We start from the raw sequence: 18,235 nt of genomic DNA, 5'->3' as shown, positions 1-18,235 counted from the left end.
CCCTGTCAGCTCGCGGCAGCTTGCTTGATCGCTTCGCGAATGCGGACATAGGTGCCGCACCTGCAGATGTTGCCGGACATGGCGTCGTCGATGTCGGCGTCGCTCGGCTTTGGATTGCTCGCCAGCAAGGCCGCCGCGGACATGATCTGGCCCGATTGGCAGTAGCCGCATTGCGGGACTTCCAGGTCGAGCCAGGCCCTCTGGACCTTGCGGCCGGCCGCGGTCGCGCCGACCGCCTCGATCGTGGTGACGGCCGAGGTGCCGATGCTGTCGATGGGCGTGATGCAGGAGCGGGTCGGCACGCCGTCGACATGGACGGTGCAGGCTCCGCACAGCGCTGCGCCACAGCCGAACTTCGTGCCGGTCATTCCCAGGACGTCACGCAGGACCCACAGAAGGGGCGTATCGTCATCGACATCGACGCGCCGCGTTTGCCCGTTGATTTTGATGGTGAAAGCCATGGCATCATCTCCTTGTCGGCGGGATGCATTGCACTGAACCGCACTTCCATCGATCGCCGCCTCCCGGCAGCGCGCCCTTCACCTGTCTCAGAACCTGTCGACGTCGATCACTGCCTTGGCAAATTCCAGCGGCGCTTCCTGCGGCGGGTTGTGGCCGATGCCGCCCTTGAACAGCCGGTGCTCGTATTTGCCAGTGAAGCGCTTGGCATAAGCGGCCGGCTCCGGATGTGGGGCGCCGTTGGCATCGCCTTCGATGGTGATGGTTGGCACGCCGATGCCCGGGAAGCTGGCGAGCTTCTGCTCCAGCGCGTCGAACTGCGGTTCGCCCTGCACCAGGCCAAGCCGCCAGCGGTAGTTGTGGATGGAGATCGCGACATGGTCGGGATTGTCGAAGGCCGCGGCCGAGCGCGCGAAGGTCGCGTCGTCGAACTTCCACTGCGGCGAGGCAAGCTCCCAGATCAGCCGGGCGAAGTCATGGGTGTACTTGGCATAGCCGGCTGCGCCCCGCTCGGTGGCGAAGTAGTACTGATACCACCACTGCAGCTCGGCCTTGGGCGGCAGAGGCGCCTTGTTCAATTCCTGGCTACCGATGAGGTAGCCGCTGACCGAGACCAGCGCCTTGCAGCGCTCGGGCCAGAGCGCAGCGATGATGTCGGCGGTCCGCGCGCCCCAGTCATAGGCGGCGATCACCGCCTTCTCGATCTTCAGGGCGTCCATGAAGGCGATGATGTCGGTCGCCAGCGCCGCCTGCTGGCCGTTGCGCGGGGTCTCGCCCGAGAGAAAGCGGGTAGAGCCGTAGCCGCGCAGATAGGGGACGATCACCCGGTATCCGGCCTTGGCCAGGATCGGAGCAACATCGACATAGCTATGGATGTCGTAGGGCCAGCCATGCAGCAGCAGCACCGGCGGGCCATCGGCCGGGCCGTCCTCGGCATAGCCGACGTCGAGAACGCCAGCGTTGATCTGCTTCAGCGCGGCAAAGGCAGTGTGGCCGCCCGGTCCGGTGGCCGGGGAGGAGGGGGTGCTGGTCTGGGCAGCTCCCGGCGTGACCAGCCCCAGAACGGCGACCTGGCTTGCCGCTGCGCCGGCCGCGACCGATGCGGCAAGCAGGTTGCGCCGGGAGGGTGATGCCGATGAAGACATGATGTTCTCCTACGCAGTGCTTCGGACACGTTCCGCCGCCTCGGTGTCGGAGTCTTAGGTCAGCGCGATGCCCCCAATCTTGGTTAGGCCAATCGGTTTTTGGACATTACTGCTGGAAAGGGAGCGACGGATATAGCGTTCCGCCGCTCAGGGCGGGTCGATCTTGATGCCGGCGGCTCGGGTGAGACCGGCCCATTTGGGAAGCTCCGCCTTGATCGTGGCGGAGAATTTGAGAGGGCAGTTCCCGATCAGAGCGATGCTCATCTCCTCGAACCGCTCATCGATAGCTCCGTAAAGAAGTTCCGAGGTAAACACAGGGCCTCATGCCGTCCAAGGTCGAAATTTCGCGGCTGGTCATGCAGGCGCGAGTACGGTCAACTCGCTAGCTTGGTCACCGCCAGGGTAATCGGATGGAGATTGAAGCGCTTGCCCGACATGGCTGTCAGGAAAGGTGGCCGCGTAGAATTCCGCCGCTTTGCGCGCCTCGCCATGGTCGAACCACAGGCAGGTGACGATTTTTCCGGGCATCGAATTTCCCTCACGAGCCTTGACGACATACCTCGACATATACGTGCTTGATGCATGTCGATGAAGGTCCGTGCACTCAGGCCGGAAGCGGACCGGCAGAAAACCACCCGTTCCCGTCGTTCGCGTTCCAGCCGATTGCCACGCTCCGTGGCTACAGCCAACGCCCGACGCGGGCCTTGTAGGCGAGATAGACGTCACCGAACTTCCGTTCGAGATAGGCCTCCTCGCGGGCGACGACGCCGTAGCGGACGACGAGATAGAACGGCACCAACAGGACGATGATCCAAAGGCTATCAAAGGCGACGGCGAGGCCGATGAGGCCGAGGAACATGCCGATATAGATCGGATTGCGCGTGAAGCGATACGGCCCCTCGGCGACAATCGTCGTCGTCGGCTGGGTGGTCGGGATCTGCGTCCCCGCGCGGCGGAAGGTCGTCGCCGCCCAGATCAGCAGGGCCAGGCCGGCGAGGAACACGATGCCGCCGAGCCAGCCCGCCGGCAGGTCCGCCGGCAGGAATGGCAGCGGATAGAGCCAGTCGAGCGCGAGCCCGGCGATCGCCGCGAGCGCCCAGGCGATCGGCGGCCGTATCGCTGCGCCTGAATTGTCGCGCAAACTCCTCCTCGCCTCGCTCATGCCGCCGCCCGAATTCCTTCACCGCGATTGTATCATCACCTGTCGCCCAGGGCTCGCCTGAAGGATCCGGTTCGCCGAGGCGCTGCCGTCGATCGACAAGCGGTTGGCAGACGCGAGCCGCATGAGGTTTGCTATCGATACGTTCCGAAAGGCCGATGGACTCAGGTCCGCTGCAGTTGTGCTATAAGAAAGTGCATTCCCTGAGACGGAGTTGTCCATGGGTGTGACCTTTCCAAATGAAACCCCGGAGTATCGCGCCGCTCGCAACAAGCTGCTGCAGCGCGAGGTCGCACTCAGGCGCGAAATAGAGGCAGTGGCCGCGGAGATCCGAGCGCTGCCGCCAGGCGGGGCCGTTCCCGAGGACTACGAATTCGACCACATCGACGCAAAGGGGGCACCCGCGAAAGTGCGGCTGTCTGAACTGTTTCGGCCCGGCACCGACAGTTTGATCCTCTATCATTACATGTTCCCCCGGCACCGCAGCGACAAGCGGCGAGGGCCGAGCAGCGGGCTGATGGCAGAGCTGCCGCTAGAGGAAGGGCCGTGCCCATCTTGCACGGCTTTGCTCGACAACTGGGAGGGAGCGGTACCGCACGTTGAAGGCCTGGGAGCGAACATCGCGGCTGTGGCCAAGGCGCCGATCGAGCGGGTTGCGGCCTTCGTGGCGCATCGGGGCTGGCGCAATCTGAAGCTGCTTTCGGCCGCCAACAGCAGCTTCAAGCGAGACTATCATGGCGAGGATGAGGAGGGACAGCAGGCGCCGATCCTCACCGTATTTCATAAGGGTGCCGACGGGGTGATTAGGCTGAGCTGGGCCTCCGAGCTGTTGTTCTTGCCGCCCGAGCCGGGGCAGGATCCACGACATGTCGGCACGGTCGAGCCGATGTGGACCCTCTTGGACCTCACTCCCGCAGGGCGGCCCGACGCCAACGAGCAGATCGAATATGGTCGGCCCGAGGGTTGCGAGTGAGCAGCCCGAAAGCCCACTGCCCTCCCTCAATAGCGCCTTACAGCGTTCTGCCTTGAGATCGATGCATAGCCGGCGTTTTGAAGTCGCTGGCGCATTCCTGGGACGTGAAGCTGTCGGGAACTGGCCGATGGTGGCACAGCGCTCTCGACCGTTGGGGCGGCGGCTTTGCGCAGGAGGGTCTTGAGCCTGCGAAAACCTGTTCGATCAGGTTCAGGTCGGGCGAGTATTTGGGCAGGAAGATGAGACGGGCGCCGGCGGCGCGGATGGCGTGGCGGACGGCTTTGCCTTTGACATGGCATTCTGTTCGCGGGAGGGCATCATGGTGGCAGGCCTGCTCGCATTGATCGTAGCCGCGATCTTTTCGGGCGCGGCGGTGTACATCAACATCGCTGAGCAACCGGCCCGGCTTTCTCTCGATGACCGAGCCCTCCTGGCGGAGTGGCAACCTGCGTACAAGCACGGCCTTGCCATGCAGGCGTCGCTTGTCGTCGTCGGCTTCGTCCTTGGTGTTGTGGCTTGGTGGCTGACAGACAATGGGCGTTGGCTTTTCGGCGCGGTGATCCTGGGCGCGAACTGGCCTTACACGCTGATTGGGCATCAGGCCCACCAACGACCGTCTCATGGCGATCGCACCCGCCCATGCGGGGCCACCCACACGAACCCTGATCAGGCAATGGGGCAGGCTGCATGCCGTGCGCACCAGCCTCGGCTTCGCGGCCACGCTGGTGTTTCTCTGGGCGGCACTGACTTAGATCACGATGATTTTTGATCGGATCGATCAAAAATCATAAACCGTGATCGATTCTAAAGAGTTAGAGCGGGATGCGGGCGGAAAACCGCTTCGCACTTTTCCTCATCCCGCTCTAGCGACAAGGACGAAGCGCAGGCGGACGGCTCCTGCGGTAGGATGAACGGCTTCACGCAAGGAGGCGGCACCATGCACGTGGCCTATGGGGTCCAGGTGCCCCAGACCCTGGAAGACCTCTGCCGTCCCGATCGGATGGCGCTGATCGTCTATGACATGCAGATCGGCATCCTGCGGCAGCTGACGGATGCGGCGGATGTGATCCAACGCGTGCAGCGGGTCGTGCAGGCAGCGCGCCAGGCTGGTTTGCGTATCATCTTCATGCGGCATCTGTCGCTGCCGCCCAAGCTCATGGGCGCGTTCCAGTTCCGGATGGCAATGGCTTGGCAACGCGTCGACGACCCGAGCCAGGTCAGGCCATGGTTCCTGCGGGATTCACCTGGCTTCGCGATCGTGCCCGAACTGGCGCCTCAGGCCGACGAGGCGGTCTTCGACAAGATCACCATGTCGGCCTTCGAGGGCACCCCCCTGGCCATCACGCTCCGCGACTGCGGCCTGACAGCCTTCGCCATCGTGGGCGTGGCTCTGGAGATCGGCATCGAGCCGACGGTGCGGCATGGGGCCGACCTCGGCCTAATTCCGGTCATCGTCCGCGATGCCTGCGGTGCTGGCGACAAACAGGCCGCCGAACGCTCGCTCGAAAGCCTTGCTTTCCTCGGCGACGCGATTCAAACGGAGATGGAGACGTTCTGTCGCGTCCTCACACAGGCCGCGGCAGCGGCGCCAATAGCGCCCTGAAACCGGCAGGTCGTGTCACATTGCCTGACCGACGCGCTGCTGCGCCATTCCAGCTTCGAGGTGCCCCAGATGATCGAGCTCAACCGGCTCGTCCAGGCCCGGCGCCAGGGCATGCGCGACGCCGGAGCCGGCGGCCAGAAAGCGGGTGGAAGTGCAGGCGGATGAGGCCGAATGGATCGATCGCCAGCCGGCGCCATCCATGATCGCTGTCTGGCTGCACCTGCCATGTCGCGGGTGTCGCCGACGCTGGTTCAGCTCACTCGCCGCGGCGGAATTGCGCACCGCAGTTTGCTTAAAAATGACCACGACGGCCAATGCCCGTTATCCCTGATCGCGCCGCTCGCTAACCCGCAAAAACGCCTCAACTGGCCTTACCGGCATCATGATCGAGTGCTACGATTTAGGAAAGCACAGTCCTCATCTGGCCGACGTGACCTTTCGGTCCCCCTGTCGGCGTATGAGTTCCCGCACGCGTCAACCTAGCTTCATCGATCTCCGGCGACCGAGGCTTCGTGACCCATATGCACACGGATCACGTCGGTGAACTGGTTGCAGGCGGGCTCCGGAACTTCCCGAAGGCCGAGCTCTATGTCGATCGGCGTGACGTCGCCCACTGGACCGACCCCGCGAAGCGCGCGGCCGCTCCCGATTTCCTGAAGAGCAGTTTTGATGCATCGGCCGAAATGGTTCGGCTCTATCCCAAGCTGCAAGCGATCGATGGCGAGCGCACGATCACCCGCGGTGTCTCGATCGTCGACCTGACGGGGCATACCCCTGGACATATCGGTGTGCGCGTCGAGGACGGCGGCAAGAGCCTAATCATGGTGTCGGACATGTTGTTCCACCCGTCGATCCACCCAGTAGCGACGGATATTGGCTTCCTGTTCGAGCAGGATCCAGCGGCGGCCCAAGCGATGCGAGCCCGCTTTTTCCCGCGCGCGGCCGAGGAGAAGGCGTTGATCGCTGCCACGCACATGCCGTTCCCAGGGCTCGGTCACATCGTTTCCGATGGCGGGCGACTGCGCTGGCTTGCTGCCGAATGGGCCCAGCAGGTGTGAGCGCAAGCCACGCGCAAATCTCGCCATCCCTCTGAGCCGGGGGACACCGGCTCAGCTATCCTCCACGGAGGCTCTGATGCTTCACAAATATCTCGAAATCGCCTCCACACCAGCGGTGAAGCGCGAGCGTCGGCACTACGGCAGCGCGGCGCAGTACGCGCGGATCGACGGCACGCTCGATTCTGAAGGCCCGCTTCGCAACGACCAGCTTGGGCCGGATGAGGAGGCGTTCATCGCCGAACGGGATGGGTTCTACCTCGCCTCTGTCTCTGAGACGGGTTGGCCCTACGTCCAGTTCCGCGGTGGACCGATCGGCCTTCTCCGCGTGCTCGACGACAAGACGCTCGGCTTTGCGGATTTTCGCGGCAATCGACAATACATCACGACAGGGAATGTCTCAGGCAATGACAGGGTTTCGTTGTTCCTGATGGATTATGCCCATCAGCGTCGTCTGAAGATCTTCGGTCGCATGCATGTCGTCGACGCGACCATCAATGCAGCGCTGGAGACGAGGCTGAGCGTTCCTGGCTATGCAGCTCGCGTCGAACGTGCCGTGACGATCACGATCGAAGCTTTCGACTGGAACTGTCCGCGGCACATCACGCCGCGTTTCAGCGAGGCGGAAGTCGCAGAATTGTTGGCACCGATCAAAGCCAGATTGGCGTCTCTCGAAGATGAGAACCGCAGCCTGAGGGATCGGCTGGGCCAGGCACGGGAATGACCAGATTGTTGATTGGCGGTTCTACCGGTAGCCCATCGGTGATGTCGGTTTTCGGGCGGCAACCCAACGTCCGTTCTTGGCGCGTCTCCGCCAGAATGCGCCAGCATTGCCCGCCTTCAGTCAATCCTAGCCGACCGAAGGCATGGCTTCTGTGATGCCCGAGCTGATACGTCGCCATACGACAGTGTCGACGTCCCGATCGACAGTGATCGACACCGCGACAATCAGCGATAAACTCGCACGGCATGGTCCTGTTCGAGTCAATCCTCGCCATCATGTTCGGGGCTGTCCTCCTCGCGGCGGCGTCGCGACGGGCGGGCATTCCCTACCCGGTCGTGCTCGCCATCGGTGGGACGGCCCTTGCCTTCATCCCCAATGCGCCGCGCATCGCGCTGGATCCGGAGCTTGTTCTCGCCCTGTTCGTCGCCCCGATCCTGCTTGACGCCGCCTTCGATAGCTCGCCGCGCGACTTGCGCCGGAACTGGCTGCCGGTGTCCAGCTTAGTTTTCGTTGCTGTCGGCGTCACGACCGCTGCCGTCGCTATCGTGGCACGCTGGTTCGTGCCCGACTTGCCCTGGGCCGCCGCGATCGCACTCGGAGCGATCGTTGCGCCTCCCGATGCCGTCGCGGCGACGGCGATCCTGCGAAAGGTGCGGCCGCCACATCGCATCGTCGTGATCCTCGAGGGCGAGAGCCTGCTGAACGACGCGACCGCGCTGCTGATCTACCGCCTGGCGGTGGGAGCTGTGGCGGCCGGCAGTTTCAGCTTGACGAGCGCACTGCCAGCCTTCGCGATTGTCACGGTCGGCAGCATCGTTCTCGGCACGCTCCTCGGCCTGGCTGCGGTGCGGTTGCTCGTGCTGTTTCGGGATCCACCAAGCGCCATCATCGTGCAGTTCATCACGACCTTCGGTGTCTGGATCCTGGCGGAGCGGCTACATCTGTCCGGGATCATCACCATCGTGGTCTACGGCATCATTCTCGCGCGGACGGCTCCGGCCGTGACAAGCGCGCGGCTGCGTATCCCCTCCTATGCGGTCTGGGAGACGACCGTCTTCGTGCTCCAGGTGCTCGCCTTCGTGCTGGTCGGCTTGCAACTGCAGCCGATCCTTGAGGGGTTCGATGCCGCACAGCGCGTCGAATATGCCTGGATCGCGGTTGCGGTCCTCGCAACCGTCATTGTGGTGCGGCTGACATGGGTAGCGACCTACAGGGCGCTCGCCCTCCTGATCTCGGGCCGAGCTTCTGGCGTGAGCGATAAGGCGGCCTCTCTCCAGAACATCAAGGGCAGCATCGTCGTCGCCTGGTGCGGCATGCGCGGCATCGTCACGCTCGCCGCCGCCTACGCCCTTCCCGCGAACTTCCCTCATCGCGACATGATCCTGCTCTGTGCCTTCACCGTCGTGGTCGGCACGCTGTTGATCCAGGGGCTGACACTGGCGCCGCTGCTGCGCTATCTCGCCATCAGTGACGATCACCCCGTCGACCGCGAGTTCGCCCTCGCGCGGAAGGCCGCGCTGGAGGCCGCTATCGGATCGCTCGAAGGCGCGCTTCCGGCGGCTGCGGCGGCGATCCGGCAGGAGTATCGCGACATGCTGGAGCAGACCGGGCGAGCCGCGCGGCTCGATACCGACCATAATGCCCTACGGCGGACGGCGCTCGCGGCTGCGCGCAAAACCGCATTCGATCTGCGGCAGCACGGCAATATCGGCGACGACGCCTTCCACCGGCTCGAGGAGGAGCTCGACTGGCTGGAGCTCGGTGCCGCGCCGCGGGAGGGCTCCACATGAAGCCGCTCGATGTCGCGATCGTCGGGGCCGGCGCGGCCGGCATCGCAGCGGGCCGGCATCTCGCCGCGTCCGGGCTCGACGTGCTTCTGATCGAGGCGACGGACAGGATCGGCGGGCGGGCGCACACCGTCTTCAGCGACGGCCTGCACTTCGATCTCGGCTGTGGCTGGCTCCATTCGGCGGATCGAAACGCCTGGGCCGCGCTGGCACCGGAGCTCGGCTTTCACCTCGACCGAACCACGCCGCCATGGGGCGTCCAGTTTCGCGATCTCGGCTTTCCCGCAGCCGACCAGCGCGCCGCACGCGCGGCCTTCGCCCGTTTCGAGCAGCGCCTGCGTGAGGCGCCGCCCGACAGCGATCGCGCCTCGGACCTTCTGGACGCCCGCGACCGCTGGACGCCCTATCTCGAGGCGCTCAGCACCTACATCAATGGCACGGAGCTGGAGCAGCTTTCGATCCGCGACTATCTCGCTTATGCCGACAATGAGACCGGCGTGAACTGGCGCGTTACCGAGGGCTATGGCAGCCTCGTCGCTGCCGCGGCGAAGGACGTGCCGGTCGCCGTGAATACCCCGGTCTCCCGCATCGACGCATCGGGACACGCATTGCGGTTGACCAGCGCTAGAGGCGAGATCGAGGCGGCGCGCGTCATCGTCACGGTCCCGACCGACGTACTTGCCTCCGGTGCGATACGTCTGCCGCCTCAGGCTTCGGATCACATCGATGCCGCCGGCGCGCTCCCCCTCGGCCTGGCTGACAAGATCATCTTCAAATTGTCCGATTGCGACGGCTTCGAACCGGACACGCAGGTCCTGGGTAATCCGTCTGTGAAACGAACGGCGAGTTACCATCTTCGGCCGTTCGGTCGGCCGCTGATCGAGGGCTTCGTAGGCGGCGAGGCCGCCCGCGAATTCGAAGCCGACGGCGGCGCTTTTGCCGCTTTCGCACTCGATGAATTGGCCGGGCTTTTCGGCTCCAGGATCAGGAGCCGGCTGAAGCCGATCGCGCAATCGCGCTGGGGGCGCCAGCCCTTCTCACTGGGCTCCTACAGCCACGCACTGCCCGGCCATGCCAAGGCGCGGGCGATCCTCGCCGGGGATGTCGATGGCAGACTCTTCTTTGCCGGCGAGGCCTGCTCGACGCATGACTTCTCGACCGCGCATGGTGCCTTTCAGACCGGCCTTGCTGCCGCACGAGCCGCCCTAAAATCGCGGGAGCCTGATTTGCAGGTTTAGAGGCCTGATTATCCATGAGAGCGACGAGACAAATGAAAGGCCTATCGCCGGTAACGCAGGCGATCTCACACTTCAACGCTTGTGCTCCGCCCTCGCGCCTTCTCTCGTTTTCCATTCAATTCAAAGCCGTATTTAAAGAGGACCACTTCTCTTGGATGAGTCAGGTTATCTAATCTGTTAAATGAAGTACATTATTTGGATAATGAGCATAAATTCGAGGTAAATTCATATAATTCTGAATTTTGTTACGGTTGTCATAAGTTAAAATCGGTAGAGAGTTATTACATTTTGATCTCGCCGCCATTATAGTCCTCCTAACGAGACGTCGGCGGAGGAAGGCGGCGCATGGCGACGACCTTTGGAACGAACAGTGACGATACTCTACCTGGCACGCTGGAGGAGGACCGGATCTGGGGGCTCGCTGGCCATGACAATCTCGACGGCCGAGAAGGCAATGATTTTCTCTACGGCGGTGCGGGCGACGACGTGCTGACCAGCGCGAGCGGCCATGACCGGCTGGAGGGCGGTGCGGGCGATGACCGGCTGGTGCTTATTGGAACAAGCGGCGCGTTGACTGGGGGCGCGGGCCTGGACACGCTGGTCGTCGATCTGTCAGACGAGGGCCGCACCGTCTTCCTCAATGGAACCAACGGCCATGGCACCGTCGGCTACCAGACCAATACCGAGGAGCACACCTTCTTCCGGGAGATCGAACGCTTCGAGCTGACGACCGGAAACGGCGACGACTGGGTCAATGGTGGCAGCTTCGACGACGTGATCTCGACGGGAGTGGGCAATGATCTGATCGGGCAGCCCTGGCCCGCCTTGGATGACACGGCCAGCGCTCTCGGCGCCGACGTCGTCGATGCCGGAGCGGGTGCCGACACGATTATCGATCGGATCGGCGCCAACCGGCTCTTCGGCGGCACCGGCGATGACAGCATTGCAGCAACCCTGTCTTCGGCTGAGCTCGATGGCGGCGAGGGCAGCGACACGCTGCGGCTCGAGGAGGCCGAAAGCGGCGACGATCTCGCGCTCGACTTCGCCAGCGGCACCGCTTCGAGCAGCACGATCATTCGCAACTTCGAGCATGCCGTCCTCGAGACCGGCAGTGGCGACGACAGGCTGAATGCCGCCGGGCTGAGCTCGGTCGAGATCGCGAGCGGCGCCGGCGACGACCAGCTCGAAGGCTCCCCCGGCGACGACACAATATCGGCCGACGATGGCAGCGATCTGGTTCACGGCGGCGCGGGGGCGGATCTGATCCAGGGAAACAACGGCAACGATCATATCGAAGGTGGCCTCGGCAACGACGAGCTCTGGGGCGATAGCGCGGACTACTCCTCTCAGGGCGACGACAGCCTGTTCGGCGGCGCGGGCGACGATGCGCTGAATGGCGGCTCCGGCTCGGATCGTCTGAGCGGCGGCAATGACAACGACCAGCTACATGGTGGCCGGGGCGACGACACACTTTTCGGCAACGCCGGAGACGACTGGCTGTCCCATGTGTACGCCGGCTATGACCGGCTGGACGGCGGTGCAGGCAATGACGGCTTCGGTATTGGCAACACCGATGGGCATGCGCTGGAAGGAGAGATCGACGGCGGCGAAGGACGCGACTGGCTGCGGTTGACGACCTATGGCGCTACCGGCCCGGTCGAGTTCGATGCGGCGACCGGATCTTTCGGGGGGCTGAGCTTCGTCAATGTCGAGGACTTCGAGGTTGAGGTCCGGGACAGCTCCGGCCTCGACCACACGCTGCGCGGCAGCGACGGCGAAGACACCCTGGTCGCCGATGCTGGCGACGATGTGCTCGCGGGACGGAGCGGCAACGACACGCTGCGCGGCGGCGCCGGATCCGATCGGGTGGACGGCGGCGCCGGAGACGATCGCCTCGAGGGCGGTGACTTCTACGGATCCGATCTCTTGACCGGTGGCGCCGGTGCCGATGCGTTTGTCTGGAATGATTTCTACATCGGTCATTCCGGCATCGATCGCATCACCGATTTTGATACCGAGAGCGACGACGTGATCCGGTTCGAACAGGCAGGCTTCGTCTACGATTACGACGATTTCCTCGCAGCCTCGCGGGGCACGCCGGACGGCGTCTACTTCGCCATCGCCGGCCGCGACGACTACGGCATCCTCATCGAAGGGGTTTCGCTCTCCGATCTTTCGACCGACGACATCGTTTTCTCCTAGGGCGTTGGCGGCGATCGCTGATGCTCAATGATCTCGATGAAACAGCCCAACCGTGAGGGAGGGACGACGGGGAGGATATCGTCGGAACAAGCGGCGGCGAGGGGAGCCAACGGGCCCGTTCCCCAGCATGTAAATGTCCGATTCCGGGCAAGGCTGTGAAACAGCACCGAAGCAGGACCCTACCTCAGATCACCGCAATGCTTTGATTTGACACGCGGCTTCTGCTCTTTCTGGGGTACGAATCGGCGCCGATCGGGACCTCAGCTATCTTCCAAGTTGACGTATTAAATCAGTAAGATGGCACGCATATTGCCCTGGGTCCTGCTTCGGTGCTGATTCACATTCTTCGGCATCTCGGTCCTCCTGTCTGCCAAAACACATACTTCAGGGTGGACCAATTCAACGGGGTGGATCACTCTGGCCGACCTCCGAAAACGCCCCCGTGAAAGCTGCAGGACGAACGTCGAAAACGCCGGGATCGATCAGCGCCCCTTGTCGAGGAAGGCGCGGACCAAGGCGGTGGTGGCGGTGGGATTCTCTTCCATGATCCAGTGGCCGGAATCGGGAATGACGCCCTCAGTGACATCGGCCGCCGCGGCCCTCATCACCGCTGCCATCGCGGTACCGAACGACTTCTCGCCGCCGACTGCCAGCACCGGCATGGTGAGCTTGCCGCCGGCTGCCAGATAGGTGCGGTTGTCGATCGCGTCCTGATCGAAGGCGGCGAACTGGGCGAAGCCCGAATGCATCGCGCCGGGTAGTGCATAGAGCTTGGCGTAGTGCTCGCGCGAGGCTTCACTGAAGCGGGCGGGCGTCGCCGAGAACTCGTTCCAGAAGCGGTCGAGATAGATGCGCTCCCGCCCGGCGACCAGCCGCTCCATGTCCGGCCCGCCGATGCGGAAATGCCAGAGCAGCGGATTCTTCAGGATCTCCTCCCAGGGACCGACGCCGGGCACCGGCGCGTCGATCAGGGCGAAGCGGCGGACGCGCTGCGGGTGCTGCGCGGCGAAGGCGAAGCCGACCATGTTGCCGATGTCGTGCGTCACCAGATCCGCCCGCTCGATCTTGAGCGCGTCGAGCACGCCGGCGACGTCGCCGGCCTGCGTCTTCTTGTCGAAGCCGGAGGCGGGCTTGGACGACAGGCCGAGCCCGCGCAGATCGGGCACGATCACCGTGTAGTCGCGCGCCAGATCCGCCGCCAGCGGCGCCCACATGTCGCCGGTTTCGCCATAGCCGTGCAGCAGCACCATCGCCGGCCCCTGGCCGCCGACCCGGACATGGATAGTCGTGCCGTTGGTCGTGATCTCCTGCGTCCTGAAGGAGGCCGGGAAGTCAGGGACCTGTGCGGCCGCCGGAGCCGCGAAGGCGAGGGCGCCAAGCGCCAAAGCGATTTTCAACATGGTACATCTCCCGCCTGCCGGGAGGGCGGTCGCCGATGACCGTCGCTGTCAGCCCGTTGGCATGACGCAACGTAGCATTCACCTCTCGTTCGGATGAGCATCGCATCAGCGAAATTCAGGTCCGGAATAGCCGAACGATGTTGAAGCTCGACGGCATCGCGACCTTCGTCGCCATCGCGGAAGCCGGCTCGCTGAGCGAGGCTGCCCGCCGGCTGCGCCTGTCGAAATCGGTGGTCAGCGACCGCCTGGCCGAGCTGGAGCACAGCCTCGGCGCCACGCTCCTGCATCGCAGCGCCCGCCGGCTGACGCTCACCGAGGACGGCACCGCCTTTCTCGAACGCGCCACGCGCATCACCGGCGAGGTCGAGGAGGCCGCGGCCGACGCGGCGCCCTCGTCGGCTCGTTGCGGATTTCGGCGCCCGTCACCTTCGGCCGCATGCATCTCGGCCCCGCGATCTACCCGTTCCTCGCCCGCCACCCCGAGATCGAGCTGACGCTCGACCTCGACGACCGCCGCGTCGATGCCGCCTCGGACAGCTACGACGCCGTTCTCCGCATGGGCCGATCGTGGATTCGCGGCTCGTCGCCTGGACGCTCGCGCCAAGCCGCAGGGTTCTCGTCGCTTCGGATTACCTGGTACAGAGCGGCACCCCGGCTTCGCTGGCCGAGCTCGAAGGCCATGGCGGCATCTTCTACACCAATCGGGGCGTCGGCGACTGGAGCTTCCGCGGCCCGCAAGGCATCGTCAGCGTGCGCGGGCGGCCGGCGTTGCGCGTCAACAATGGCGACATGATGCGGGATGCGGCGCTGGCCGGTCTCGGCATCGCCCTGCTGCCGCTGTTCATCGCCGGCGCCGAGATCCGCAGCGGGCGCCTTCGCGTCGTCGATATCGGCGTCCAGCCGGAGCCCGAATTCATCTATCTGGCGCATCCCGAAGGCCGCCGCCCTTCGGCCAACCTGCGCGCCTTCGCTGATTGCCTCCGCCAGGCCTTTGGCAGTCCGCCCTACTGGGAAGGCTGAGTTCGCCCGGACCGCATACGTGGCAATCGTCGATCGCCCTCAGCTCGAACCTCTGCGATCTGAGCTTGAAGACGCCTCGCTGCCAGTGTGGTCGTGGTCCGCTGTAGCGCCTCATGTGGTCTTGGCATCAAGGCCGAGTCCTTGGTGCGCAGAGACGGCGGACTACCGCGATACCAAGGATCTCCACGAGGTCTACAGGGACTGCTTTACGAATCCACCAATGCGCCCCACGCCGATGCAGGTACATAAACGCTCCCGAACCAGTCGGGATTCTGAGGTCCCGAATGTGTCAGGCTGCTGTGTCAGTTCGTGGAACGCAAAACAGAAAAACCCTTTAAATTCAAGGGCTTAGGAGTGGCGGAGACGGAGGGATTCGAACCCTCGATACCCTTGTGGGGTATGCTCATTTAGCAAACGAGTGCCTTCAGCCTCTCGGCCACGTCTCCGGCGAGAGGCTCTATGCCCGATTGCAGAGCCCTTTGACAAGCCTCGCCGACAACTTCCTTCGCGCAGCCTGTGCATCCGCGTTGGACAGACCAAGGCGCACTCCCTTGGTAAGGGAGTGGTCGAGAGGGCAGGAGGCGGCCGCAAAGGAGCCTTGCGCCGGCTCGACTTGCTCCCCGGTAGTGTGGCCATTAGATTGCGCTTGTCCGTTGGGGTGCCGAAAGGCTGAGAGGCGTGGTTCGCGCCAACCCATCGCACCTGATCCGGGTAATGCCGGCGAAGGGAACGGTCCTCGGCTCGCAGACACCTTGTTCGCGCCACCGGCCGCTGCCTTCCCGGGAGCAGGGAATAGCATGACGGCATCTCGCCCTCGCTCAGACCTGAACGTCGCGGTGGTCGGCGCCGGCGTCGTCGGCCTCGCCTGCGCCACCGAACTGCTGGCGCGTGGGGCGCGGGTCACCGTGCATGAACGCGGCCCGCGGATCGGGGCCGAAGCCTGTTCCTGGTATGCCGGCGGCATGCTCGCGCCCTGGTGCGAGGGCGAGAGCGCCGAGGAGCCGGTGATCCGGCTCGGGCAGCAGGCGGCCGACTGGTGGGATCATCATGCTGGCGGCGTCGCCCGCAACGGCACGCTGGTCGTCGCGCCCAGCAGGGATCGCTCGGAACTGCGCCGTTTCGGCCAGCGTACCAGCCATTTCGAGGAGATCGACGGCGAGGCCATTGCCGGGCTGGAACCCCATCTCGCCGGGCGTTTCTCGCGCGGGCTGTTCTTCGCCAGCGAGGCGCATCTCGATCCGCGCGAGGCGATTGCCACGTTGGCCGAGCGGCTCGCAGCGAAGGGAGCGGCCATTCATTTCGGCAGCGCGGTCGAACCTGCCGACCTCGATGCAGACATCGTCCTCGATTGCCGGGGGCTGTCGGCGTGCGATGTCCTGCCGGAACTGCGCGGCGTGAAGGGTGAGATGCTGCTGCTCCGCAGCGATGAGATCCGCCTGTCGCGGCCGGTGCGGCTGCTGCATCCACGTATCCCGCTTTACATCGTGCCGCGCGCCGATGGGCTCTTCATGGTTGGCGCGACCATGATCGAGAACAGCGAACGCGGTCGCATCTCGGCCCGCGCCATGCTGGAACTGCTCGGCGCGGCCTATGCGCTGCATCCGGCCTTCGCCGAGGCGGAGGTGGTCGAGATCGGCACCGATGCCCGTCCGGCCTTTCCCGACAACCTGCCGCGGCTGACGCGCCGCGGGCGGGTGATCCACGTCAACGGGCTCTATCGCCACGGTTTCCTGCTCAGCCCCGCCATGGCGGGAATGGCGGCGGATGCCGTTCTGAACCCGGAATCCAACCCGGAGATGCTGCATGACCTTGCTGCTTAACGGCGCGCCGCAGGAGATCGCCGCGAAGACGCTGGCCGAGGCGCTGGCCGAGCTCGGCTATGGCGGGCGCATCGTCGCGACGGCGGTGAACGGGGAATTCGTGCCGGCGCGAAAGCGCGCCGAAGTGAACTTGAGCGAGGGCGACCGCATCGAGGTCGTCGCACCGATGCAGGGAGGCTGAGATGGCATCCTTCTATGGTTTCGAGCCGCAGAACCCACTCTTCCTGGGCACGGCGCAATACCCGTCGCCCGCCATCCTGGCCGAGGCGGTGAAGCGCTCTGGCGCCGAGGTCGTCACCGTCTCGCTGCGCCGGGAATCGGCGGGCGGGGCCGGCCAGGCCTTCTGGGCGCTGATCCGCGAGCTTGGCGTCAAGGTGCTGCCGAACACGGCCGGCTGCCATACCGTCAAAGAAGCCGTCACCACCGCCGAGATGGCCCGCGAGGTCTTCGGCACCGACTGGATCAAGCTCGAGGTGATCGGCGAGGATGACACGTTGCAGCCGGACGTGATCGGGCTGGTCGAGGCAGCCCGCATTCTCAGCGATGACGGCTTCAAGGTCTTTCCGTACACGACCGAGGACCTCGTAATCGGTGGCCGGCTGCTCGATGCCGGCTGCGAGGTGCTGATGCCGTGGGGCGCGCCGATCGGCTCGGGCAGGGGGCTCAACAACCCCTATGGCCTGCGCAGCATGCGCCAGCATTTCCCGGAGATCCCGCTCGTCGTCGATGCCGGCATCGGCCTGCCCTCCCACGCCGTGCAGGCGATGGAGATGGGCTATGACGGCATCCTGCTCAACACCGCCGTCGCGAAGGCGGGTGATCCGGCGGCGATGGCGGAAGCCTTCGCGCTCGCCATCCGCGCCGGCCGCCAGGCCTTCGCCGCGCAGCCGATCGAGGCGCGCGACATGGCGGCTCCTTCCACCCCCGTCATGGGCAAAGCCTTCCTGGCCTGAAAGACTCGTCCCGCATGAAGCTCGATCCGTTCTACCCCATCTTCGACAGCGCCGACTGGCTGAAGCGGGTGCTGCCGCTCGGCGTCAAACTGGTGCAATTGCGCGTCAAGGATCGCTCCGAGATCGAGGTCGCGCGCGAGATCGCGCGGGCGAAGACGCTTTGTGCCGCGGCCGGCTGCGTGCTTGTCGTCAACGATTACTGGAAGCTCGCGATCGCTGAGGGCTGCGACTTCATCCATCTCGGCCAGGAGGATCTCGACGACGCCGATCTCGGCGCAATCCGCAAGGCGGGCTTGAAGCTCGGCGTCAGCAGCCATGACGAGGCCGAACTGGAGCGGGCGCTGGCGACAGAGCCGGATTACGTCGCGCTCGGCCCGGTCTATCCGACGATCCTGAAGCAGATGCGCTTCGGCCCGCAGGGGCTGGAGCGGCTGGGCGAATGGAAGCGCCGCATCGGTAACCTGCCGCTGGTCGGCATCGGCGGTATCTCGCTGGAGCGGGCGTCGGGCGTCTTCGAGGCCGGCGCCGACATCGTCGCGGCGGTGACCGACATTACCTTGAACGCCGATCCCGAGGGGAGGCTGAAGGCCTGGGTAGCGGCGACGCGCAAATACGCGGCCTGACAGGCTTGTTCTCAGGCGCCGCGTAACGCCTGCTGATCTTGCACGGAACCACTCCGTCATCCCGGACAAGCGGC

The 18,235-nt window shown here is 64.7% G+C and carries 15 protein-coding genes, 1 tRNA gene, 5 pseudogenes and 1 riboswitch; of the genes and pseudogenes, 13 read left to right on the top strand and 8 right to left on the bottom strand.

The genetic code is table 11. From position 1 onward, the window contains the following. Positions 1-5: 5 nt before the first annotated feature. The 4 genes and pseudogenes from FQV39_RS09105 to FQV39_RS09090 form a co-directional block, all read right to left on the bottom strand. Positions 6-461, bottom strand: coding sequence for a (2Fe-2S)-binding protein (locus FQV39_RS09105; protein WP_149129999.1), 456 nt, complete (start codon positions 459-461; stop codon positions 6-8). A gap of 87 nt (positions 462-548) precedes the next feature. Next, on the bottom strand, positions 549-1,604 hold the full coding sequence (locus FQV39_RS09100) for an alpha/beta fold hydrolase (RefSeq protein WP_149129998.1): 1,056 nt from the start codon (positions 1,602-1,604) through the stop codon (positions 549-551). Between the two features lie 369 nt (positions 1,605-1,973). Continuing rightward, a pseudogene (locus tag FQV39_RS09095) lies at positions 1,974-2,132 on the bottom strand (VOC family protein); the annotation flags it as partial. A 151-nt stretch (positions 2,133-2,283) separates the two neighbouring features. Next, entirely contained in the window at positions 2,284-2,745 is a 462-nt protein-coding gene (locus tag FQV39_RS09090) for a methyltransferase family protein (RefSeq protein ID WP_248313300.1), read from the bottom strand. A 238-nt stretch (positions 2,746-2,983) separates the two neighbouring features. Here FQV39_RS09090 and FQV39_RS09085 point away from each other — a divergent pair, with 238 nt between their 5' ends. Further along, positions 2,984-3,736, top strand: a complete 753-nt coding sequence (locus FQV39_RS09085) for a DUF899 family protein (RefSeq protein ID WP_149129996.1) — start codon at positions 2,984-2,986, stop codon at positions 3,734-3,736. A gap of 155 nt (positions 3,737-3,891) precedes the next feature. Here the strand turns inward: FQV39_RS09085 and FQV39_RS34355 are convergent. Beyond that, positions 3,892-4,025, bottom strand: a pseudogene (locus FQV39_RS34355) (transposase); the annotation flags it as partial. Between the two features lie 33 nt (positions 4,026-4,058). Between FQV39_RS34355 and FQV39_RS09075 the strand changes: the two are divergent. After that, positions 4,059-4,488: pseudogene (locus tag FQV39_RS09075) on the top strand (anthrone oxygenase family protein). A 185-nt stretch (positions 4,489-4,673) separates the two neighbouring features. Then, on the top strand, positions 4,674-5,339 hold the full coding sequence (locus FQV39_RS09070) for a cysteine hydrolase family protein (protein WP_149129995.1): 666 nt from the start codon (positions 4,674-4,676) through the stop codon (positions 5,337-5,339). A gap of 15 nt (positions 5,340-5,354) precedes the next feature. On the opposite strand, the gene FQV39_RS09065 is transcribed toward FQV39_RS09070, so the two are convergent. Beyond that, positions 5,355-5,654, bottom strand: a complete 300-nt coding sequence (locus FQV39_RS09065; protein ID WP_149129994.1) for a hypothetical protein — start codon at positions 5,652-5,654, stop codon at positions 5,355-5,357. A 185-nt stretch (positions 5,655-5,839) separates the two neighbouring features. Between FQV39_RS09065 and FQV39_RS09060 the strand changes: the two are divergent. The 5 genes and pseudogenes from FQV39_RS09060 to FQV39_RS34125 form a co-directional block, all read left to right on the top strand. Continuing rightward, positions 5,840-6,397 (top strand): annotated as a pseudogene (locus FQV39_RS09060) (MBL fold metallo-hydrolase); the annotation flags it as partial. A 76-nt stretch (positions 6,398-6,473) separates the two neighbouring features. Continuing rightward, positions 6,474-7,118 carry a pyridoxamine 5'-phosphate oxidase family protein gene (locus FQV39_RS09055; protein WP_149133745.1) on the top strand — a complete coding sequence of 215 codons (645 nt, stop codon included), beginning with the start codon at positions 6,474-6,476 and terminating at the stop codon, positions 7,116-7,118. 245 nt (positions 7,119-7,363) lie between these two features. After that, complete coding sequence (locus FQV39_RS09050) at positions 7,364-8,908, top strand: cation:proton antiporter (RefSeq protein ID WP_149129993.1); 1,545 nt, start codon at positions 7,364-7,366, stop codon at positions 8,906-8,908. Next, positions 8,905-10,143, top strand: a complete 1,239-nt coding sequence (locus FQV39_RS09045; RefSeq protein WP_149129992.1) for a flavin monoamine oxidase family protein — start codon at positions 8,905-8,907, stop codon at positions 10,141-10,143. Before FQV39_RS09050 ends, FQV39_RS09045 begins: the two co-directional genes overlap by 4 nt. Before the next feature lie 345 nt (positions 10,144-10,488). Further along, entirely contained in the window at positions 10,489-12,345 is a 1,857-nt protein-coding gene (locus tag FQV39_RS34125) for a calcium-binding protein (protein WP_149129991.1), read from the top strand. Positions 12,346-12,827: 482 nt separating this feature from the next. Here FQV39_RS34125 and FQV39_RS09035 read toward each other — a convergent pair whose 3' ends face one another. Continuing rightward, positions 12,828-13,745 carry an alpha/beta fold hydrolase gene (locus tag FQV39_RS09035; protein WP_149129990.1) on the bottom strand — a complete coding sequence of 306 codons (918 nt, stop codon included), beginning with the start codon at positions 13,743-13,745 and terminating at the stop codon, positions 12,828-12,830. A 137-nt stretch (positions 13,746-13,882) separates the two neighbouring features. Here FQV39_RS09035 and FQV39_RS09030 point away from each other — a divergent pair. Beyond that, positions 13,883-14,765, top strand: a pseudogene (locus tag FQV39_RS09030) (LysR family transcriptional regulator). Between the two features lie 355 nt (positions 14,766-15,120). Here the strand turns inward: FQV39_RS09030 and FQV39_RS09025 are convergent. Further along, positions 15,121-15,211: transfer RNA gene (locus FQV39_RS09025), tRNA-Ser, on the bottom strand. Positions 15,212-15,409: 198 nt separating this feature from the next. Next, a riboswitch (TPP riboswitch) is annotated at positions 15,410-15,511 on the top strand. A 78-nt stretch (positions 15,512-15,589) separates the two neighbouring features. On the opposite strand from FQV39_RS09025, the gene thiO reads away from it, so the two are divergent. The 4 genes from thiO to FQV39_RS09005 are packed head-to-tail and all read left to right on the top strand — an operon-like array spanning position 15,590 to position 18,161. Continuing rightward, complete coding sequence (thiO, locus tag FQV39_RS09020) at positions 15,590-16,585, top strand: glycine oxidase ThiO (protein ID WP_149133744.1); 996 nt, start codon at positions 15,590-15,592, stop codon at positions 16,583-16,585. Continuing rightward, entirely contained in the window at positions 16,569-16,766 is a 198-nt protein-coding gene (gene thiS / locus FQV39_RS09015; RefSeq protein ID WP_149129989.1) for a sulfur carrier protein ThiS, read from the top strand. The genes thiO and thiS overlap by 17 nt, the downstream gene beginning before the upstream one ends. Before the next feature lies 1 nt (position 16,767). Further along, positions 16,768-17,538: a thiazole synthase gene (locus FQV39_RS09010; protein ID WP_149129988.1), complete on the top strand. Its 771-nt coding sequence runs from the start codon at positions 16,768-16,770 to the stop codon at positions 17,536-17,538. Positions 17,539-17,552: 14 nt separating this feature from the next. Next, positions 17,553-18,161: a thiamine phosphate synthase gene (locus FQV39_RS09005; RefSeq protein WP_149129987.1), complete on the top strand. Its 609-nt coding sequence runs from the start codon at positions 17,553-17,555 to the stop codon at positions 18,159-18,161. Positions 18,162-18,235: the final 74 nt, after the last annotated feature.

The organism is Bosea sp. F3-2 (genome assembly GCF_008253865.1).
Lineage (GTDB): Bacteria > Pseudomonadota > Alphaproteobacteria > Rhizobiales > Beijerinckiaceae > Allobosea.
The sequence above is the reverse complement of the archived record's forward strand: the minus strand, read 5'-3'. Positions and strand labels throughout refer to the sequence as shown.

Coding starts and splice junctions, on each gene's coding strand:
- FQV39_RS09100 (WP_149129998.1), bottom strand. CDS start 1,604: ATGTCTTCATCGGCATCACCCTCCCGGCGCAACCTGCTTGCCGCATCG.
- FQV39_RS09050 (WP_149129993.1), top strand. CDS start 7,364: ATGGTCCTGTTCGAGTCAATCCTCGCCATCATGTTCGGGGCTGTCCTC.
- FQV39_RS09005 (WP_149129987.1), top strand. CDS start 17,553: ATGAAGCTCGATCCGTTCTACCCCATCTTCGACAGCGCCGACTGGCTG.
- FQV39_RS34125 (WP_149129991.1), top strand. CDS start 10,489: ATGGCGACGACCTTTGGAACGAACAGTGACGATACTCTACCTGGCACG.
- FQV39_RS09010 (WP_149129988.1), top strand. CDS start 16,768: ATGGCATCCTTCTATGGTTTCGAGCCGCAGAACCCACTCTTCCTGGGC.
- FQV39_RS09070 (WP_149129995.1), top strand. CDS start 4,674: ATGCACGTGGCCTATGGGGTCCAGGTGCCCCAGACCCTGGAAGACCTC.
- FQV39_RS09035 (WP_149129990.1), bottom strand. CDS start 13,745: ATGTTGAAAATCGCTTTGGCGCTTGGCGCCCTCGCCTTCGCGGCTCCG.
- FQV39_RS09085 (WP_149129996.1), top strand. CDS start 2,984: ATGGGTGTGACCTTTCCAAATGAAACCCCGGAGTATCGCGCCGCTCGC.
- FQV39_RS09055 (WP_149133745.1), top strand. CDS start 6,474: ATGCTTCACAAATATCTCGAAATCGCCTCCACACCAGCGGTGAAGCGC.
- FQV39_RS09045 (WP_149129992.1), top strand. CDS start 8,905: ATGAAGCCGCTCGATGTCGCGATCGTCGGGGCCGGCGCGGCCGGCATC.
- thiS (WP_149129989.1), top strand. CDS start 16,569: ATGACCTTGCTGCTTAACGGCGCGCCGCAGGAGATCGCCGCGAAGACG.
- FQV39_RS09105 (WP_149129999.1), bottom strand. CDS start 461: ATGGCTTTCACCATCAAAATCAACGGGCAAACGCGGCGCGTCGATGTC.